This window comes from Klebsiella sp. RC2, from assembly GCF_014192815.1.
GTDB classification, from domain to species: Bacteria; Pseudomonadota; Gammaproteobacteria; order Enterobacterales; family Enterobacteriaceae; genus Klebsiella; species Klebsiella variicola.
Map to the genome: position 1 here is coordinate 191559 of NZ_JACHYL010000004.1, position 18994 is coordinate 210552.

15 protein-coding genes are annotated in these 18994 nt (G+C 60.7%); 9 read left to right on the plus strand and 6 right to left on the minus strand.

What is annotated here, in order from left to right; all coding sequences use genetic code 11:
* Positions 1–47: 47 nt before the first annotated feature.
* From rsmJ to FHW76_RS14600, 3 genes are all read right to left on the minus strand, one after another.
* Positions 48–800: a 16S rRNA (guanine(1516)-N(2))-methyltransferase RsmJ gene (gene rsmJ, locus FHW76_RS14590; RefSeq protein ID WP_055323087.1), complete on the minus strand. Its 753-nt coding sequence runs from the start codon at positions 798–800 to the stop codon at positions 48–50.
* 7 nt (positions 801–807) lie between these two features.
* The gene (gene prlC, locus FHW76_RS14595) at positions 808–2850 is read right to left on the minus strand and encodes an oligopeptidase A (RefSeq protein ID WP_008806935.1); all 2043 of its coding nucleotides are present in this window, start codon (positions 2848–2850) and stop codon (positions 808–810) included.
* A gap of 182 nt (positions 2851–3032) precedes the next feature.
* Complete coding sequence (locus FHW76_RS14600) at positions 3033–4304, minus strand: phosphatase PAP2 family protein (RefSeq protein ID WP_046882259.1); 1272 nt, start codon at positions 4302–4304, stop codon at positions 3033–3035.
* A gap of 193 nt (positions 4305–4497) precedes the next feature.
* Here FHW76_RS14600 and FHW76_RS14605 point away from each other — a divergent pair, with 193 nt between their 5' ends.
* Both FHW76_RS14605 and gorA read left to right on the plus strand, forming a co-directional pair.
* On the plus strand, positions 4498–5340 hold the full coding sequence (locus FHW76_RS14605; protein ID WP_008806933.1) for a 23S rRNA (adenine(2030)-N(6))-methyltransferase RlmJ: 843 nt from the start codon (positions 4498–4500) through the stop codon (positions 5338–5340).
* 72 nt (positions 5341–5412) lie between these two features.
* Positions 5413–6765 carry a glutathione-disulfide reductase gene (gorA, locus tag FHW76_RS14610; RefSeq protein ID WP_183476795.1) on the plus strand — a complete coding sequence of 451 codons (1353 nt, stop codon included), beginning with the start codon at positions 5413–5415 and terminating at the stop codon, positions 6763–6765.
* A gap of 52 nt (positions 6766–6817) precedes the next feature.
* On the opposite strand, the gene FHW76_RS14615 is transcribed toward gorA, so the two are convergent.
* Complete coding sequence (locus FHW76_RS14615; RefSeq protein ID WP_012540364.1) at positions 6818–7441, minus strand: glutathione S-transferase family protein; 624 nt, start codon at positions 7439–7441, stop codon at positions 6818–6820.
* A 135-nt stretch (positions 7442–7576) separates the two neighbouring features.
* On the opposite strand from FHW76_RS14615, the gene FHW76_RS14620 reads away from it, so the two are divergent.
* From FHW76_RS14620 to FHW76_RS14630, 3 genes are all read left to right on the plus strand, one after another.
* On the plus strand, positions 7577–8725 hold the full coding sequence (locus FHW76_RS14620; protein WP_023323366.1) for an iron-containing alcohol dehydrogenase: 1149 nt from the start codon (positions 7577–7579) through the stop codon (positions 8723–8725).
* A 239-nt stretch (positions 8726–8964) separates the two neighbouring features.
* Complete coding sequence (locus tag FHW76_RS14625; protein ID WP_008806929.1) at positions 8965–10617, plus strand: alpha,alpha-trehalase; 1653 nt, start codon at positions 8965–8967, stop codon at positions 10615–10617.
* A gap of 66 nt (positions 10618–10683) precedes the next feature.
* Positions 10684–11217: a GNAT family N-acetyltransferase gene (locus FHW76_RS14630; protein ID WP_023298314.1), complete on the plus strand. Its 534-nt coding sequence runs from the start codon at positions 10684–10686 to the stop codon at positions 11215–11217.
* Positions 11218–11241: 24 nt separating this feature from the next.
* On the opposite strand, the gene FHW76_RS14635 is transcribed toward FHW76_RS14630, so the two are convergent.
* On the minus strand, positions 11242–12000 hold the full coding sequence (locus FHW76_RS14635; protein WP_032736512.1) for an SDR family NAD(P)-dependent oxidoreductase: 759 nt from the start codon (positions 11998–12000) through the stop codon (positions 11242–11244).
* Positions 12001–12119: 119 nt separating this feature from the next.
* Between FHW76_RS14635 and FHW76_RS14640 the strand changes: the two genes are divergently transcribed.
* The 3 genes from FHW76_RS14640 (at position 12120) to FHW76_RS14650 (ending at position 15751) form a co-directional block, all read left to right on the plus strand.
* A complete protein-coding gene (locus tag FHW76_RS14640) occupies positions 12120–13019 on the plus strand; it encodes a LysR family transcriptional regulator (protein WP_022065187.1) in 900 nt (299 codons plus the stop codon).
* A gap of 106 nt (positions 13020–13125) precedes the next feature.
* Positions 13126–14157, plus strand: a complete 1032-nt coding sequence (gene yhjD, locus FHW76_RS14645; protein WP_008806925.1) for an inner membrane protein YhjD — start codon at positions 13126–13128, stop codon at positions 14155–14157.
* A 271-nt stretch (positions 14158–14428) separates the two neighbouring features.
* Complete coding sequence (locus FHW76_RS14650; RefSeq protein WP_012967096.1) at positions 14429–15751, plus strand: MFS transporter; 1323 nt, start codon at positions 14429–14431, stop codon at positions 15749–15751.
* 37 nt (positions 15752–15788) lie between these two features.
* Here FHW76_RS14650 and FHW76_RS14655 read toward each other — a convergent pair whose 3' ends face one another.
* Positions 15789–17840, minus strand: a complete 2052-nt coding sequence (locus FHW76_RS14655; protein WP_023340806.1) for an AsmA family protein — start codon at positions 17838–17840, stop codon at positions 15789–15791.
* 194 nt (positions 17841–18034) lie between these two features.
* Between FHW76_RS14655 and FHW76_RS14660 the strand changes: the two genes are divergently transcribed.
* On the plus strand, positions 18035–18964 hold the full coding sequence (locus FHW76_RS14660; RefSeq protein WP_012967094.1) for a sugar kinase: 930 nt from the start codon (positions 18035–18037) through the stop codon (positions 18962–18964).
* The last annotated feature ends 30 nt before the right edge of the window (positions 18965–18994 follow it).

Genomic DNA, 18994 nt, shown 5'->3' on the forward strand with positions numbered 1-18994 from the left:
TAAGGCGCGTTGCGCCGCTATCCGGGAGATACCACCACGGCGTAATATTACTCCGGCGTACCGGCGTAAATATCAAACCGATGCCCTTTGGTCACCACCGCGTTCGGCGTGGCGACCTCCGCCAGCGGCGGCGCGTAATCCGGGCGCTTCACCACCACCCGTTTGGTCGCCAGCTGGCGCGCCGGGGCCAGCAGGCCATCGGCGTCTAAATCGGGCCCCACCAGCGACTGAAAGACGCGCATCTCTTTCTTCACCAGCGCGCTTTTCTGCTTATGCGGGAACATCGGATCGAGGTACACCACCTGCGGACGCGGGGTGATATCGGTCAGCGCCGTCAGGCTGGAGGCGTGGATCAGCTGCAGCCGCTCCTGCAGCCAGCCGCCAATTTCCGCATCGGCATAGCCGCGCGCCAGGCCATCGTCGAGCAGCGCGGCGACCACCGGATTACGCTCCAGCATTCGCACGCGGCAACCGACCGACGCCAGCACGAAGGCATCGCGTCCCAGCCCGGCGGTGGCGTCGACGACATCCGGCAGGTAATCACCTTTAATACCCACCGCTTTGGCGACCGCTTCACCGCGGCCGCCGCCAAACTTGCGCCGGTGGGCCATCGCCCCGCCGACAAAGTCGACGAAGATGCCGCTAAGTTTGGGCTCATCGCGCTTACGCAGCTCCAGATGCTCCGTCGTCAGCACCAGCGCCATCAGGTTATCTTCATCCTGCTCCAGCCCCCAGCGGGCGGCTAAAACAGATAAGGCGCCGTCTCCGGCGCCTGTTTCATCAATTAAGCAGATCTTCACCGCAGACTTAACCCTTGATCCCGTAGTGCTCCAGCATCGCGTCCAGCTGCGGCTCACGGCCGCGGAAGCGTTTGAACAGCACCATCGGCTCTTCGGAACCACCGCGGCTCAGGATATTGTCGAGGAACGACTGACCGGTTTCGCGGTTGAAAATCCCCTCTTCTTCGAAGCGTGAGAAGGCGTCCGCCGCCAGCACGTCGGCCCACAGGTAGCTGTAGTAGCCCGCCGCGTAGCCGCCGGCGAAGATGTGGCTGAACGCATGCGGGAAACGGCCCCAGGTCGGGCCCGGCACCACAGCGACCTGCTTTTTAATCTCGGCCAGGGTCTCAAGAATTTTCGCCCCCTGCTCCGGCTTGTATTCCGCATGCAGGCGGAAATCGAACAGGCCGAACTCCAGCTGGCGCAGAATAAACATCGCCGCCTGGTAGTTTTTCGCCGCCAGCATTTTCTCCAGCAGCTCCTGCGGCAGCGGTTCACCGGTTTCATAATGACCGGAGATAAACGCCAGCGCTTCCGGCTCCCAGCACCAGTTTTCCATAAACTGGCTCGGCAGTTCGACTGCATCCCACGGCACCCCGCTGATGCCGGAAACGCCGGCGGTATCAATGCGGGTCAGCATGTGGTGCAGACCGTGGCCGAACTCGTGGAACAAGGTAATCACTTCGTCGTGGGTGAACAGCGCCGGTTTGCCGTTGACCGGGCGGTTGAAGTTACAGGTCAGGTAGGCGACCGGCTTCTGCAGGGAACCATCCAGTTTACGCATTTGGCCGACGCAGTCGTCCATCCACGCCCCGCCGCGTTTATGTTCGCGGGCATACAGGTCAAGATAGAAGCTGCCGCGCAGCTCGTTGTGTTCGTCATACAGCTCGAAGAAGCGCACTTCCGGATGCCACACATCGACATCGGTACGCTCTTTGGCGGTAATGCCGTAAATGCGCTTAACCACTTCGAACAGGCCGTTAACAGCTTTGTTTTCCGGGAAATAGGGGCGGAGCTGCTCATCGCTGATGCTGTAGAGGTGCTGCTTCTGTTTTTCGCTGTAGTAGGCGATGTCCCACGGCTGCAGTTCATCAACGCCAAACTCGGCTTTGGCGAAGGCACGCAGCTGGGCCAGCTCTTTTTCGCCCTGCGGACGGGCGCGTTTTGCCAGGTCGGTGAGGAAGTCGAGCACCTGCTGTGGATCCTCCGCCATTTTGGTGGCGAGGGATTTAAAAGCATAGCTGTCAAAGCCCAGCAGCTGCGCCAGCTCATGGCGCAGAGCGAGGATCTCCGCCATCACCGGGCTGTTATCCCATTTACCGGCGTTCGGCCCCTGATCGGAGGCACGCGTGGAGTAGGCGCGGTACATCTCTTCGCGCAGCGCCTGGTTGTCGCAGTAGGTCATCACCGGCAGGTAGCTCGGGATATCCAGGGTCAGCAGATACCCTTCCTGCTCTTTCGCCTGGGCCTGAGCCTGAGCGGCGGCCAGCGCGCTTTCCGGCATACCGGCCAGATCGGCGACGTCGGTCACCAGCTTGTTCCAGCCCATGGTGGCGTCGAGGACGTTGTTGCTGTACTGGTTGCCCAGCTCAGAGAGGCGCGCGGCGATTTCACCGTAGCGTTTCTGCGCCTCCGGCGGCAGGCCAATACCGGATAATTCAAAATCGCGCAGCGCATTATCAACCGCTTTTTTCTGCGCAGTATTCAGCGTGGCGTAGTTATCGCCATCGCGCAGGTCGCGGTAGGCTTTATACAGCCCTTCATGCTGGCCAACCCAGGTACTGTACTCGGAGAGCAGCGGCAGGGTCTGTTCGTAAGCTTCGCGCAGTTCCGGGCTGTTTTTTACCGAATTCAGATGGCTGACTGGCGAGAAGATGCGTCCCAGCACATCGTCCACTTCCGCCAGCGGCTGGCAAAGATTTTCCCAGCTATACGGCGCGCCGTGCGCCACCGCGCTTTCCACCGCGGCCCGGCAATCATCCAGCGCTTTGGTGACCGCAGGGACCACGTGTTCCGGTTTGATCGCAGAAAAAGGCGGCAGGGAAAAAGGCGTCAGTAATGGATTGGTCATATGCGCTGTCCTGTTGAAAAGGGTGAATGAAGCGCGCGTCCGGCGCTTATGCATGAGATCTAGAATGGGGGATAGTTGGGGGAATTTCAATGACGGGCGGTGCGTCATCCTGGGTATTGCTGCGATAAGTCCGCCCGTTGCGGGAAAAGGCCGACACGCGGTGCAGCGTGCCGGAAACCGCATTAATGCCTTTTTTGCGCCATCTCCCAGGCCGCCGACAGATTCAACCGCTGCCAGAACTGTTGTTCGGGGGTGGTGCCGGAAAGGGGGTAACCCGCCGGCAGCGCGGTGTTGACCATCAACGCCCGACGCTGGGCCGCTGACAGTTGCGGCAGGGCAGCCTCCAGCAGCACTTCCGCCCCCTCAGGCACCTGCAGACGCGGCTGCGGCCCCTTCTGCTGCGGCAGGTCGTAGGTCATGGTGAAACGAGAGAAATCACGCATCGCCGGATCGCGCCAGGGATCGTCTTTCACGCTGCTCTTCGCGCACTCAGCAAGCGATGTGCCGCAGGCTTTCGCCAGCGCGGCGCGCAGCTGATCGCGGGCTTCGTTAAATAATACCCGGTAGTGCGGATCGTTAAGATAGTGGGCCACGTTGCGCTCGGCCACCATCCGCGAGCCGATCACGTCCAGCGGATAGTGGACGCCCAGCACGATGCGCGAGTAGCCATAGCGGGCGCCGCGGGTTACCAGCGCGTCGTAGCGCTCCGGGATCATCGCCGCCAGCAGCAGCGCATCAGTATAGCCGGTGTTGGTGTGGCCGCTGGGGAACGAGCCGCCGTCGGCGGTATAGGGCTGGTTATCCTTCACCACCACGTCGTCCGGCACCAGGTGAATGGTGTTGCCCTGAACCAGAAACGGCCGCGGATTGTTGAAGTGCTTTTTCGCCTCGCCGGTGCTGACCTCCGAGGCTTTGATCAATGCTGCCGCTTTCCCCAGCGCGCCCTGGTCATAGGCGGTCAGAAACGCTTTGCCCAGCCGCGGCCCCAGCGCATCGCTGAGGAAGTAGAGGTAGCTAATCCCTTCCGCATCTACCAGCGCCTGACGGCGTGTCGTCTGCGCGGCATCGCGATTGATGCTAGTCACCGTCGCCAGATTCTGCTTCACGACGGTCTCCGGCAGGGTGCTGAACGCCGACAACAGCGCAATACCCGCCTGCTGGTTGGCCCGGGTCTGGAAGTCATAGCCGCTGGCCTTCAGCCAGGCGGTATCGGCCTGAGTTTTGTTTTGTTTCGTGTGCGCCAGCCGATCGCGGGTCAGCGTGGCGGCATCCCCCTGCAGAGCGTGACGTAGCTGCGTCAGCCCCTGTTGCTCAAGATCGTCATACGCCTGGCTGGAGGCAGCCGGCGTCACGCTATTGGCGAGGGCCGCCGCCCTGTCCAGCGGGATGTCTTTGGCCAGAACCGGTTGCGCCAGCAGCAGCGCGACGGCCAGCAGTGAGAGTTGCCTTTTCATTATTTTTCCTTTTATTCAGATAATTACCTTGCCTGCACCCGACGCTAGCGCGGCCGTTTGACGTTTTTATGACAGCGTTATGTTTTGCAACGCTTTTGGCAGAAATGAAACAGCGCGGCGGCGCAGCGGTAATCTCGGCCGATCTGCGGTAAACTATCGGTTAACTTGTTTACTTCCCGGAATCTCTGTATCCATGCTCAGTTATCGCCACAGCTTTCACGCAGGCAACCACGCCGACGTCCTCAAACACACCGTTCAGAGCCTGATCATCGAAGCGCTGAAAGAGAAAGAAAAACCGTTTCTCTACCTGGACACCCACGCTGGCGCGGGCCGCTATCAGCTGAGCGGCGAGCACGCCGAGCGTACCGGCGAGTATCTCGAAGGCATCGCCCGCATCTGGCAGCAGGACGACCTGCCGGCAGAGCTGGAGCCGTATATTTCCGTGGTCGAACACTTCAACCGTAATGGCCAGCTGCGCTACTATCCGGGCTCTCCGCTGATCGCCCGCCAGCTGCTGCGCGAGCAGGACAGCCTGCAGATGACCGAGCTGCACCCGAGCGACTTCCCGCTGCTGCGCGCCGAGTTCCAGAAAGACAGCCGCGCGCGCGTCGATAAAGCCGATGGCTACCAGCAGCTGAAAGCCAAGCTGCCGCCGGTATCGCGCCGCGGTTTGATTCTGATCGACCCGCCGTACGAAATTAAAACCGACTATCAGGCGGTGGTGACCGGGATCCACGAAGGCTACAAACGCTTCGCCACCGGCACCTACGCCCTGTGGTATCCGGTCGTGCTGCGCGCACAGATCAAACGCATGATCAAAGAGTTAGAAGCCACCGGCATTCGCAAAATTCTGCAAATCGAGCTGGCGGTGCGTCCGGACAGCGACCAGCGCGGCATGACCGCCTCCGGGATGATCGTCATCAACCCGCCGTGGAAGCTGGAGCAGCAGATGAACAATGTGCTGCCGTGGCTGCACAGCAAGCTGGTTCCGGCCGGCACCGGCCACGCCACCGTCAGTTGGATCGTACCGGAGTAATCGCAACCATCGGTGGAACCTTTTAAGCCTCGCGCTACAATCGCGGCAATCAACGATTAAGGACATATGGGCATGAGCAAACATTATGATTACCTCGCCATCGGCGGCGGTAGCGGCGGTATCGCCTCGATTAACCGCGCGGCCATGTACGGCCAGAAGTGCGCGCTGATTGAAGCCAAAGAACTGGGCGGCACCTGCGTCAACGTCGGCTGCGTGCCGAAAAAAGTAATGTGGCATGCGGCGCAGATCCGCGAAGCGATTCATCTTTACGGCCCGGACTACGGTTTCGATACCACCATCAACCATTTCGACTGGGAGAAGCTGGTCGCCAGCCGTAGCGCCTACATCGACCGCATCCATACCTCCTACGACAACGTACTGGGTAAGAACAACGTCGACGTGATCAAAGGCTTCGCGCGCTTTGTCGATGCCCATACCGTGGAAGTGAACGGCGAGACGATCACCGCTGACCATATCCTGATCGCCACCGGCGGCCGGCCGAGCCACCCGAATATTCCGGGTGTGGAATACGGTATTGATTCCGACGGTTTCTTTGAACTGCCGGCGCTGCCGAAGCGCGTGGCGGTGGTCGGCGCGGGCTATATCGCCGTTGAGCTGGCGGGGGTGATTAACGGCCTCGGCGCCGAAACGCACCTGTTCGTGCGTAAACACACGCCGCTGCGCAGCTTCGATCCGCTGATCGTGGAGACCCTGGTGGAAGTGATGAACGCCGAAGGCCCGCAGCTCCACACCAACGCGATCCCGAAAGCGGTAGTCAAGAATGCCGACGGCAGCCTGACGCTGGAGCTGGAAGATGGCCGCAGCCAGACCGTAGATTGCCTGATTTGGGCGATTGGCCGCGAACCGGCGACCGATAACTTCAACCTGGCGGCTACTGGCGTCAGAACCAACGAAAAAGGCTACATCGTCGTTGATAAGTTCCAGAACACCAACGTGCCGGGCATCTACGCGGTGGGCGATAACACTGGCGCCGTCGAGCTGACCCCGGTGGCCGTGGCCGCAGGCCGTCGCCTCTCCGAACGCTTGTTTAACAACAAGCCGGAAGAGCATCTGGACTACAGCAACATCCCGACCGTGGTCTTCAGCCACCCGCCTATCGGCACCGTCGGCTTAACCGAGCCGCAGGCGCGCGAGCAGTACGGCGACGATGCCGTGAAGGTCTACAAATCCTCTTTCACCGCGATGTACACCGCCGTCACCTCGCACCGCCAGCCGTGCCGCATGAAGCTGGTGTGCGTCGGCCCGGAAGAGAAGATTGTCGGGATCCACGGCATTGGCTTCGGGATGGATGAGATGCTGCAAGGCTTTGCGGTGGCCCTGAAGATGGGCGCCACCAAAAAAGACTTCGACAACACGGTTGCCATTCACCCGACGGCGGCAGAAGAGTTCGTCACCATGCGCTAAGACGCGATCGCCGGATGATAAAAAGAAGCCCCAGGGGCTTCTTTTTTTATGTTCAGGCCACGCCGTTATTGCCGTGGCGCATAAACGCCGGGCGCTGGTTGAGCGCCATATACCAGCGTTCCACGGCCGGCATCTCCGGATGGGCAAAAGGGGTCATCTTCCAGCGATGCACCGACAGCCCCAGCACGATATCGGCGAGGGTGAAGCGCTCGCCGGCTATCCACGCCCCGGTTCGCTGCAGTTGCGCTTCGACAATGCGCACGCAGTGGGTCCAGGTGGCAATACTCTCTTTAATCGCCGCCGGATCCTGAAAGCGCGGATCTTTACGCACCAGCCCCATAAAGGCATGGCGCCAGGCAGTGTTAAACTCGGTCGCCTGCCAGTCCATCCAGTGCTCCACCTCGGCGGCGGGCTGTGGCTCGGCGGGCAGCAGATCCCAGCGCTCCGCTTTCCGCGCCAGATAGCGGCAGATACTGTTCGACTCCCAGAGCACGAAGTCACCGTCCAGCAGCACCGGCACCAGGCTGTTAGGATTCAGGCGCTGAAACTCAGGCGTATCCAGAGGCTTAAATCCGCTACCGTAATCCTCCTGCTGGTACGCCAGCCCGGCTTCCTCGCAGGTCCACAACACTTTCCGTACATTGATTGAAGAGCGTTTGCCCAGAATTGTTAGCATTGTCAGCGATTCCTCAGCCATAAAAGAGAGATCTTTCACTCTACTCTATTGTCAGCCTTGCCAGCCAGCAACCAGGCAGAGTAGTGGATAATGTGTATAGTTGATTCCAGCCTGTTTGCCGAAAAGGAACCCGACATGTTGACCCCTTTTACCGTTTTGATGCCCGCAAATATTCGTTTTGGCCGTGGTCAGGCCCTGAGCGCTGCCCCCTGGCTGGCGCAGCAGGGCGGCCCCATTCTGCTGGTGCATGGCGCCAGCCCGCAGCGGGCGGCGTTTCTGCGCCATCAGCTGGAGGCGCTGCAGCTGGAGGTCACGATGCTGGCGATAAGCCGCGAACCCTGGCTTATCGATATCGAGCAGGGCGTCCAGCTGGCGCGCGAGAAAGGCGTCCGGGCAGTGGTCAGCCTCGGCGGCGGCGCGGTGATTGACGCCGGTAAGGCGATTGCGGCGCTGGTCCCCGCCGCCGGCCCGCTGGTCGACTATCTGGAGGTGGTGGGAACGGGTCGTCAGCTGGAAGCCAGTCCGCTGCCGTTCGTGGCGATCCCGACCACCGCCGGGACGGGCGCGGAGGTCACCAAAAATGCGGTGATCAACGTCCCGGAACAACAGCGGAAAGTGAGCCTGCGCGACGACCGAATGCTGCCTGACCTGGCGATTGTCGACCCGGCGCTGACCGACAACGCGCCGCGGAGCATCACCCTGAGCTCCGGCCTCGATGCCCTGACCCAGGTGATCGAACCCTGGCTCTGCAGCCGGGCCACTCCCTTCACCGATGCCCTCTGCCAGCAGGCGATCCCGCGGGGCATCCGCGCGCTGAAAATCCTGATGGAACAAGAGTGTCCGGCCAGCCGCGACGAGATGGCCTGGGTCAGCCTGTGCGGTGGACTGGCGCTGGCGAACGCCGGGCTGGGAGTGATCCACGGCCTTGCCGGCCCGCTGGGCGGCCTGAGCCGCGCCTCGCACGGTGCTTTATGCGGCAGCCTGCTGCCGTTTGGCCTGGCGCTCAATGAGTCGCAGATAAGCGACCCTGCCCTGCGCCAGCGCTTCAACGACGTTCGCCGCTGGCTGGCCGACGGGCTGGACGTCCCTGTGGATCGGGTCTGGGACAGTCTGCGGGAATGGAGCCATCGCGCTGGCCTTGGCACCCTGCGCGACCTCGGCGTAGCGCGCGATGCGCTGGAACCGGCGGCGCTGGCCGCCAGCACCTCCTCATCAATGAAGGCCAATCCGGTCAGCCTGAGCGGCGAACAGCTGCTGGAGATGCTGGAGGCGGCGTGGGAGTGAGCGCCCCGGGATAAAATTTTGTTGCATAATGAATGCTCCGAATTTCATCTGTGCCAGGATGTACAATTTTTAATTACTTATCAACAGCATACTTTAAAATAACAGCTTTTCTTCTCGGCGGAAAAGCGTGATCTCACGCACAGTTTGCTTCACACTCACCGAAGCGACTGTCTACGCTTAATAGACAAGGCCGGGTATGCCCGGCCCCGAACTCACGCTATCCGGAGGTCCGTATCGCTATGTTCAGCCAGAAATTACGCCACGTTGAAGACGACGAGTTAAGGATCGACATCGATCCCTGCTACGAAGCCGATCCGTACGAATTAAAGCTGGATGAGATGATAGACGCTGAACCGGAGCCTGAGGTGATCGAGGGGCTTCCGGCGTCCGATGCCCTTACCCCGGCGGATCGCTATCTTGAGCTGTTTACCAACGTGCAGAAATCACGCATCTTTGCCGACAGCAAAACCTTCCCCGACTGCGCGCCGAAACACGATCCGCTGGACATCCTGCGCAACTACCGCAAGGTCAAACGTCAGCCCGACTTCGACCTGCGACAGTTCGTGGAAGACAACTTCTGGCTGCCGGAGAACCAGACCGACGTCTACACCTCGGACCCCAGCCTGACGCTGAAAGAGCACATCGATAAGCTGTGGCCGGTGCTGACCCGCGAGCCTCAGGATCATATCCCCTGGTCGTCGCTACTGGCGCTGCCGCAGGCCTATATTGTGCCTGGCGGTCGCTTTAGCGAAACCTATTACTGGGACTCTTATTTCACCATGCTGGGGCTGGCGGAGAGCGGCCGGGAAGATCTGCTGAAATGCATGGCCGATAACTTTGCCTGGCTGATTGAAACCTACGGTCACATTCCGAACGGCAACCGCACCTACTACCTCAGCCGATCGCAGCCGCCGGTGTTTGCCCTGATGGTCGAACTCTTTGAAGAGGATGGCGTGCGCGGCGCGAAGCGCTATCTGGACCATCTGAAGATGGAGCACGCCTTCTGGATGGACGGCGCCGAGTCGTTGATCCCGCACCAGGCGTATCGCCACGTGGTGCGTATGCCGGATGGCTCCCTGCTCAATCGCTACTGGGACGACCGGGACACGCCGCGGGATGAGTCCTGGCGCGAGGACGTGGAGACCGCCCGACACTCCGGGCGGCCCGCCAATGAAGTGTACCGCGACCTGCGGGCGGGCGCCGCGTCCGGCTGGGACTACTCCAGCCGCTGGCTGCGGGATATCACGCGGCTGGCCAGCATCCGCACGACGCAGTTTATCCCCATAGACCTGAACGCCTTCCTGTTCAAGCTGGAGACGACCATCGCCAATCTCTCCGGCCTGAAGGGCGATCGCGAGACAGAGGCGGCCTTCCGCCAGAAGGCTCAGGATCGGCGGGCGGCGGTCAACCGCTATCTGTGGGATGATGAGAACGGCTGTTTCCGCGATTATGACTGGCGCCGTGAACAGCTGGCGCTGTTTTCCGCGGCCAGCATCGTCACCCTTTACGTCGGCCTGGCGACTCACGAGCAGGCAGAACGCCTTGCCGATGCGGTGCGGGCCCGCCTGCTCACCCCCGGGGGGATCATGGCCACCGAATATGAAAGCGGTGAGCAGTGGGATAAACCTAACGGCTGGGCGCCGCTGCAGTGGATGGCGATCCAGGGATTTAAACGTTACGGCCAGGATCCGCTGGGAGATGAGATTGCCTGGAGCTGGCTGCAGACGGTCAATCACTTTTACAAGCAGCATCACAAGCTGATTGAGAAATACCATATTGCCACCGGCGTCCCGCATGAGGGTGGCGGCGGGGAGTATCCCCTGCAGGATGGCTTTGGCTGGACCAACGGCGTGGTGCGCCGACTGATTGGCCTGTACGGTGAGCCAACCTAGTCGGGCTGTTCCCGGCGGCTTTCTCCTGCTATGTTCAGAGGATTCGCCCTGCCTGGAATGACGCTTATGCCTGAACTCCTGACGCCGCGCCTGCGCTGCTCACCGCTGCAGCTGGACGACTGGTCGTTTTTTCTTTCCCTGCAGCAGGATCCGCAGGTCATGCTCTACGTCGCCGACCCCCGGCCGCAGGCGGCCATCCGCGAGGCGTTCGATTCGCGGCTGCCGCCGTGGGCGCCGGGGGATGAACACTGGCTGTGCCTGGTGGTGCGCGACAGGCTCACCCATACCCCGCTCGGCCTGACCGGTTACCAGCATCATCAGCGCGACATTGCCGAGGTCGGCTTTCTCTTCGCTCCGGCGGCGCAGGGCCGGGGCTACGGCTACGAATCGCTGCGCGCGCTGTGCGACTACGCCTTTGCCACCGGCGGCGTCCGCCGCCTGACCGCCAGCGTCACCGCCGGCAACGAGGCGTCTAAGCAGTTGTTGCTCAAAGCCGGCTTCCGGCTGGAGGGGGAGTTGCGGGAGAACTACTGGCTGAACGGCCGCTGGCACAATGACTGGCTGTTCGGTCGGCTGCGTGGGGAGGGCGATGCGCCGTAGCTCACCGCCCGGCGTCAGTCTGGCTCAGAGGAACATCCCGCCCGAGACTTCCACGCGCTGCGCGTTCATCCACGCCAGCTCATCGCTGAGCAGGGCGGCGATGGCGTCGCCGATATCATCCGGCAGCCCGACGCGCCCCAGCGCGGTCTGGGCGGCGATATGCCGATTCACCTCGGCGTTATCGCGCACCACGCCGCCGCCAAAGTCGGTCTCGATGGCTCCCGGCGCAATGATATTCACCGAAATACCGCGCCCGCCCAGCTCTTTCGCCTGATAGCGGGTCAGGACCTCCATCGCCCCCTTCATCGCGGCGTAGGCCGCATAGCCCGGCAGGGCAAAGCGCGCCAGGCCGCTGGAAACGTTGAGGATCCGTCCCCCGTCCTGCAGGAGGGGCAGCAGCCGCTGGGTCAGGAAAAATGGCCCTTTGAACTGGATGTTCATCAGCTCGTCAAACTGCGCTTCGCTGGTCTCGGCGAAGGGGACGTTAAGGCCGATCCCGGCGTTGTTCAGTAAATAATCAAAGGTGGTTCGCCCCCACTTCTGCGCCAGCACCTGCGCCACCTCGCTGGCGAAAGCGTCGAATGTTGAAGAATCGCCGACGTTCAGCGCTAATGCCGCCGCTTTGACCCCTTTTTGCTCAATCTCCGCCACCACATCGAGGGCCGCCTGGCGGTTGCTGTGGTAAGTCAGAAGAATATCGGTTCCCTTCGCCGCCAGCTTCAACGCGGCGTTTTTACCCAGACCGCGGCTGCCGCCGGTCACTAAAGCGATACGTTGTGTCATCAGAAGACCCCTTTCAGGTTGCGTTGTGATTGTGTTCTAGCTTATTAACTGCCAGTGAAACAATAAATACGCTACATTACGTTTTACTGTTTCATTCATAACAACAATAGGCGATCGGCATGGATAAAATTCATGCAATGCAGTTATTCATTCGCGTAGCGGATCTGGAGAGTTTTTCCCGCGCCGCCGAGACCCTGGCGCTGCCGAAAGGCAGCGTCTCGCGGCAGATTCAGGCCCTGGAAAGCCATCTTGGCGTGCGGCTCCTGCACCGCACTACCCGCCGGGTTCAGCTCACCCAGGATGGGATGGTCTACTATGAACGGGCAAAGGATCTGCTGAGCAACCTCGATGAACTGGACGGCATGTTCCAGCACGATCCGGCGAGCATCAGCGGCCGGCTGCGGGTGGATATGCCGGTCGGTTTTGCTAAAAAACTGGTGATCCCTCATCTGCCGACTTTTTTACAGCAGTATCCGGGCATCGAACTGGAGCTGAGCAGCAGCGACCGGCTGGTGGACGTGATCCGCGAGGGGTTTGACTGCGTGGTACGCGTCGGCGCGCTCAAAGACTCAGGGCTTATCGCCCGCCCACTGGGCAAGCTGACGCAAATTAACTGCGCCAGCCCGGACTACCTTGCGCGATTTGGCTATCCGCAATCCCTTGAGGATCTGGCGGATCATGCCCTGATCCACTACGCCAGCACCCTCGGGGTCCGTCCCCCCGGCTTTGAGGTGGTGATCGATGGTGCGGTGCGCTGGGTAAAAACCGGCGGCATATTGACAGTCAACAGTACGGAAACCTATCAGGCAGCCTGTATCGCCGGGCTGGGGATCATTCAGGTGCCGCGTACCGGCGTGCGCGAGGCGTTACGCGCCGGCGACCTGACGGAGATCCTGCCCCAGTACCGCGCCGAGCCGCTGCCGGTCTCGCTTATCTACCCCCATCGGCGCAATCTCTCCCGTCGCGTACATCTGTTTATGGAGTGGCTGGGCGGGTTGATGAAAGATTATGTCGATTGATCCCCGCGGATGGTGAACGGGTGGCGGGTAGATGCGTTCCTGCAGGATACGCCATTTAAGGTATACTTTTTGCTGAATCTCGCGGTAAAAAAGGAAGAAATCACGTATGACGCCGGAAAACGACGATCGACGCCCACCACAGGAACCGGACACGCAGCCGGAGAAAAACAAAAGCCCCCTCGACGCTCTCAATGACACGGCCGTCGGGCAAAAAGCCAGCCAGGCGCTGAAGACCGTCACCGGAACGGCGGCCAAAGTGCAGCGCAACCCGGTGATCGCCCACTTACTGCGCGCCGCAGAACGTTTCAATGACCGGCTGGGCAATCAGTTCGGCGCGGCCATCACCTACTTCTCGTTCCTGTCGATGATCCCAATCCTGATGGTCTCCTTTGCCGCCGCCGGTTTCGTGCTGGCCTGGCACCCGACCCTGCTGCAGGACATTTTCGACAAGATTCTGCAAAACGTCAGCGACCCGACGCTGGCGGCGACGTTGAAAAACACCATCAACACCGCGGTGCAGCAGCGCACCGCCGTCGGTCTGGTCGGCCTGCTGGTCGCCCTCTATTCCGGTATTAACTGGATGGGCAATTTGCGCGAAGCGATCCGCGCCCAGTCGCGCGACGTCTGGGAGCGCCGGCCGCAGGACGAAGAGAAAATCTGGATAAAATACTTCCGCGATCTTATCTCGCTGATCGGTCTGCTGGTGGCGCTGATTATTACGCTGTCCATCACTTCTGTCGCGGGTTCCGCCCAGCAGTTGATTATCTCCGCGCTGTATCTCGACAACATTGAATGGCTGAAGCCCGCCTGGCGGCTGATCGGCCTCGCCATCTCGATTTTTGCCAACTATCTGCTCTTTTTCTGGATCTTCTGGCGGCTGCCGCGCCATCGTCCGCGGCGCAAAGCCCTGTTTCGCGGCACGCTTATCGCGGCGATTGGCTTTGAAATCATCAAAATCGTCATGACCTGGACGCTGCCGGCGCTGGTGAAATCCCCCTCCGGGGCGGCGTTCGGTTCGGTGCTGGGGCTGATGGCCTTTTTCTATTTCTTTGCCCGCCTGACGCTATTCTGCGCCGCATGGATCGCCACCGCGGAGTATAAAGACGACCGGCGGATGCCTGGCAAAACCCACCGTTAACGCATTGCGAGGATGAATTGAAGAGGCAAAATTCATCCTCGCGCTTTATTTCAGTAGATAAATCCACCCATTAACTTTTATTTAACCAAAAACTGGTTTTATCCTCTATCTTTTTAATTGTGTGAAGCATTTCATAGAACCATTTTTACTGGTGTAAAAATTATCCGCTTTTTGCCTGTTTTTTGCCCACTTTCCACGTTTGTTACAGATTGAAATGTCCCTGTGGCTGTGGCTATATGGCTTTTCGTTCGCGCAAAAATAAGAAAGATCTATGCAAGCCACAGCCACCACACTCGAAAACTCGCAGGAAACCGCCCCGGTCAATTCACGCAACAAAGTCGTTGTCGCCTCGCTCATTGGCACCGCCATTGAGTTTTTCGACTTCTACATCTATGCCACTGCCGCGGTCATCGTCTTCCCGCATATCTTTTTCCCGCAGGGCGATGCCGCCGCGGCCACCCTGCAGTCGCTGGCCACCTTCGCCATCGCCTTCGTCGCCCGGCCGATCGGCTCCGCGCTGTTTGGTCACTTTGGCGATCGCGTCGGCCGCAAGGTCACTCTCGTGGCCTCGCTGTTAACCATGGGGATCTCCACCGTGGTGATCGGCCTGCTGCCCGGCTATGAAAGCATTGGCATTGTCGCGCCGATGCTGCTGGCGCTGGCGCGCTTCGGTCAGGGGCTTGGCCTCGGAGGGGAATGGGGCGGCGCAGCGCTGCTGGCAACGGAAAACGCCCCGGCGCGCAAGCGCGCCCTGTACGGCTCCTTCCCGCAGCTGGGCGCGCCGATCGGCTTCTTCTTCGCCAACGGCACCTTCCTGCTGCTCTCCTGGCTGTTAACCGATCAGCAGTTTATGGAGTGGGGCTGGCGCGTGCCGTTTATCTTCTCCGCGGTGCTGGTGATCATCGGTCTGTACGTGCGCGTCTCGCTGCACGAAACGCCGGTCTTCGCCAAAGTGGCAGCGGCGAAAAAACAGGTCAAAATCCCGCTGGGTACCCTGTTGACCAAACACGTCCGCGTGACGGTGCTGGGCACCTTCATCATGCTGGCAACCTATACCCTGTTCTACATCATGACCGTCTACTCGATGACCTTCAGCACCGGCGCCGCGCCGAATGGCCTGGGCCTGCCGCGTAACGAAGTGCTGTGGATGCTGATGATGGCGGTGATTGGCTTCGGCGTGATGGTGCCTGTCGCCGGCCTGCTGGCGGACGCCTTTGGCCGTCGCAAGAGCATGATTGTCATCACCACGATGATTATTTTGTTCGCCCTGTTCGCTTTTAAACCGCTGCTGGGTTCCGGTAACCCGCTGCTGGTCTTCGCCTTCCTGCTGCTGGGCTTAAGCCTGATGGGACTGACTTTTGGCCCGATGGGCGCGCTGCTCCCGGAGCTGTTCCCCACGGAAGTGCGCTACACCGGCGCGTCGTTCTCCTATAACGTGTCGTCGATTCTCGGCGCCTCGGTCGCGCCGTACATTGCCGCCTGGCTGCAGGGCAACTACGGCCTGGCGGCGGTCGGCACCTATCTGGCGGCGATGGCGGCGCTGACGCTGATCGCCCTGCTGCTGACCCACGAGACCCGCCACCAGTCGTTGTGATCCTTCGCCCTGACGCCGCTGGCGTCAGGGCTCTCCTCTACTTTTTCATCTGCGACAAAATGGTCCGGCACTGGTTGCTATCGCCCTCCGCCGGGGAGATCAGCGCCAGCAGCGCGGCAGCCGGCGTCACCAGGGTCGCCAGCGCCGCCGCTACCGCACCGCGGACAATCAGCGGCCCGGCCTTCACTCCCGCCTGCGGCGATTTAAAGGTGCCCCGTACATACAGCGGTGAACGCAGGGTGATCACCCGGAAGCCTTTGCTTTCCGGATCGATGGTCAGGTCCAGCTGCTCGGAGGCGAAGCTGGCGGTTCCGGTCACATTGATCAGCGCGTTTTCCGTATCGAAGGCAAAAATCTGCGGCCGGGCGACGCCGTTGGTCACGTCGATATTGGCCGCCGCACAGTTCACCCGAACTTCCTCATCACCAAAAATCTGGCCGATCAGGTAGTTGCCGACGTTAAGACCGAGAATTTCCATCAGGTTACGACTGATCAGGCCGTCGTTCATCAGCAGTTTCAGGTTGCCATTACTGTTGCCGAGCAGGGCCGCCACCGAGTTGCCGCTGCCGCGCAGCTGAACATCGCCATTCATCTCGCCAAGGGTTTTCTGCATCATCTCGACGTTCGGCATCAGCGCCTTCAGCTTCAGGCGTCGCGCCTGCAGATTGGCCTCACCCTGCAGCGGCTTTTTATCGCCCTGCAAGTGTACGCTGCCGGCAATCGACCCGTTGGCCAGGCCAAAGCGCACCGGCTGCAGGCGCAGGTCGCCATCTTCCAGGATCACATGGGTCGACAGATCGCTGATCGGCAGGGTGCCGCCGTGCTCAATTCTCCGGCCCTTAAAGCGTACATCGGCATCCATCACCTGCCATTTATCGGTTTCAAAACGGTCTGCCGGCAGCACTTTACCCGCCGGCTGCGGTCGGTCGCCCGCCTGGCGCGCAGCGCCTTTCTTCGTCCCTTTGCCGGAATCGACGCCGATTAACGGCCCGAGATCCGCCAGCCGCAGCTGCTTCGACTCCATATCGCCGCTGAGTTTCGGCCGCGGTTTGCCGGTGGTATAGGTGAGGGAGCCATGAATGTCGCTATCGCCGATCCGACCATTAAAATCCTGGTAGTCAAAACGCATGCGGTTTTTCTGCTTAAAGTCGGCGCGCAGGCGGCCATCGGTAGAGAACGATGGCGTCTCCGGCAGCAGCACACCGGTCAGGTCGTAGAGATCGCGCAGCGAGTCGCCGGCGAATTTCAGCCGCAGGTCAATACCGCCGACGTTGAGCGGGTCGCTGACCGTGCCGCTGAATGCCACCCGGGTGTTGCCGGAGTGGAAGTCGCCCTGCAGCGGGAAAGGCGTGCTTGCGCTGCGCAGGGCCAGCATGCCGCCGATTTTACCGTTACCGGTGACCGGCTGGTCCTTGTAGCGGCCCTTCAGCGACAGGCCAAAGACGTAATCGCCCACTTTCGCCGCGCTATGCTGATCCTTCGTGCCGGTCACTTCGCTGAACGGCAGCGGTTTGCCGAGGGGATCGACAAGGATGGTGATATCGCTGCGGGTGATCTTGTCATCAATGGCGATAGTCCCGCGGTCAAAGAGAATATTATCGAGGCGAAAGGACCAGCTGGAGGGGGCGCTGTCGCCCGACGTACGCTGATCGCCAGCCAGCTGAAAGGTCCAGTTATTATTGTCTTCCGCCAGGCGGATCAGCCGCACGTCGGGCTGTTCCAGCTTGATCCACGGCAGGTACACCGTTTTGCTCAGCAGCGCCAGCGGGGCGAGGGTCGCCTCCACCCGCGGCAGGTGGATCATGGTCACCTGGGGGATGGCCGGCGGGTTGCCCAGCACGATATCTTCCGCGTGCACATGGGGCCACGGGATCCAGCTGCGCCAGCCGCGCTCGTCCGGCTGCCGCTCCCAGACCACGCCGAGATCGCCGCGGATGGCGAACGGTCGGTTAAGTTCGGCGGACACTTTCTGATTGATCGTCGGCTTCAGCCGGTTCCAGTCAAAGGTGGCCAGCACGATAAAGAAGAGAACGATCAGCAACAGTATCGTTCCTGTGATGATAACCAACGTTTTACGGGTTCTGCTCATCCCTACTCCGCTCCTTTTGCATCACGTCAGTCCTGAATATAGTCAAAACGCGGCGTTTATCCTGGAAATGCGCTTTTCGTCACATTACGCGCGTCAGGTCAAAAAAATAATGGAACGATGTTTTAATATGATTGACCAGCAAAACAGCGCAGCGCACACTAGCGCTTATATCGATTCCATTGCAGGTTCTGGCTATGTCTAAAAAAATTGCCGTTATTGGCGAATGCATGATTGAGCTGTCAGAGAAGAACGGGGCCGTTAACCGCGGCTTTGGCGGCGATACCTTAAACACCTCGGTCTATATCGCGCGGCAGACCGATGCCAGCGCACTGAGCGTCCACTATGTCACCGCGCTGGGAACCGATGCGTTCAGCCAGCAGATGCTCGACAGTTGGCAGCAGGAAAACGTCAACACCGATCTTATCCAGCGGATGGCCGACCGCCTGCCGGGGCTGTATTACATTGAAACCGATGACACCGGCGAGCGCACCTTCTACTACTGGCGCAACGAGGCGGCGGCAAAGTTCTGGCTGGAGAGCGATCGCGCGGCGGCGATTTGCGAAGAGCTGGCCACTTTCGACTATCTCTATCTGAGCGGCATCAGTCTCGCCATTCTCAGCCCAGCCAGCCGCGACAAGCTGTTCACGCTGCTGCGTGAGTGCCGCGCCAACGGCGGCAAGGTGATCTTCGACAACAACTATCGTCCACGCCTGTGGGCCAGCCAGGCGGAGACGCAGCAGGTCTATCAGGAGATGCTTGCCTGCACCGATATCGCGTTTCTGACGCTCGATGATGAAGACGCGCTGTGGGGGGAAAAACCGGTTGCTGAGGTGATCGCCCGCACGCATGCCGCCGGCGTGGAAGAGGTGGTGGTGAAGCGCGGGGCGGATGCCTGCCTGGTCTCGGTTAGCGGGCAACCGCTACAGGAAGTGCCGGCTGTCAGGCTGGCCAAAGAGAAGGTGGTGGATACCACCGCCGCCGGAGACTCCTTCAGCGCCGGCTACCTGGCCGTTCGCCTGACCGGCGGCGATGCTGAATCCGCCGCCAAACGCGGACACCTGACCGCCAGCACGGTGATCCAGTATCGCGGGGCGATCATCCCGCGGGAAGCGATGCCGCAGTAATTCTCCGCAGGAAGCGCTCTCCGGCCGCCG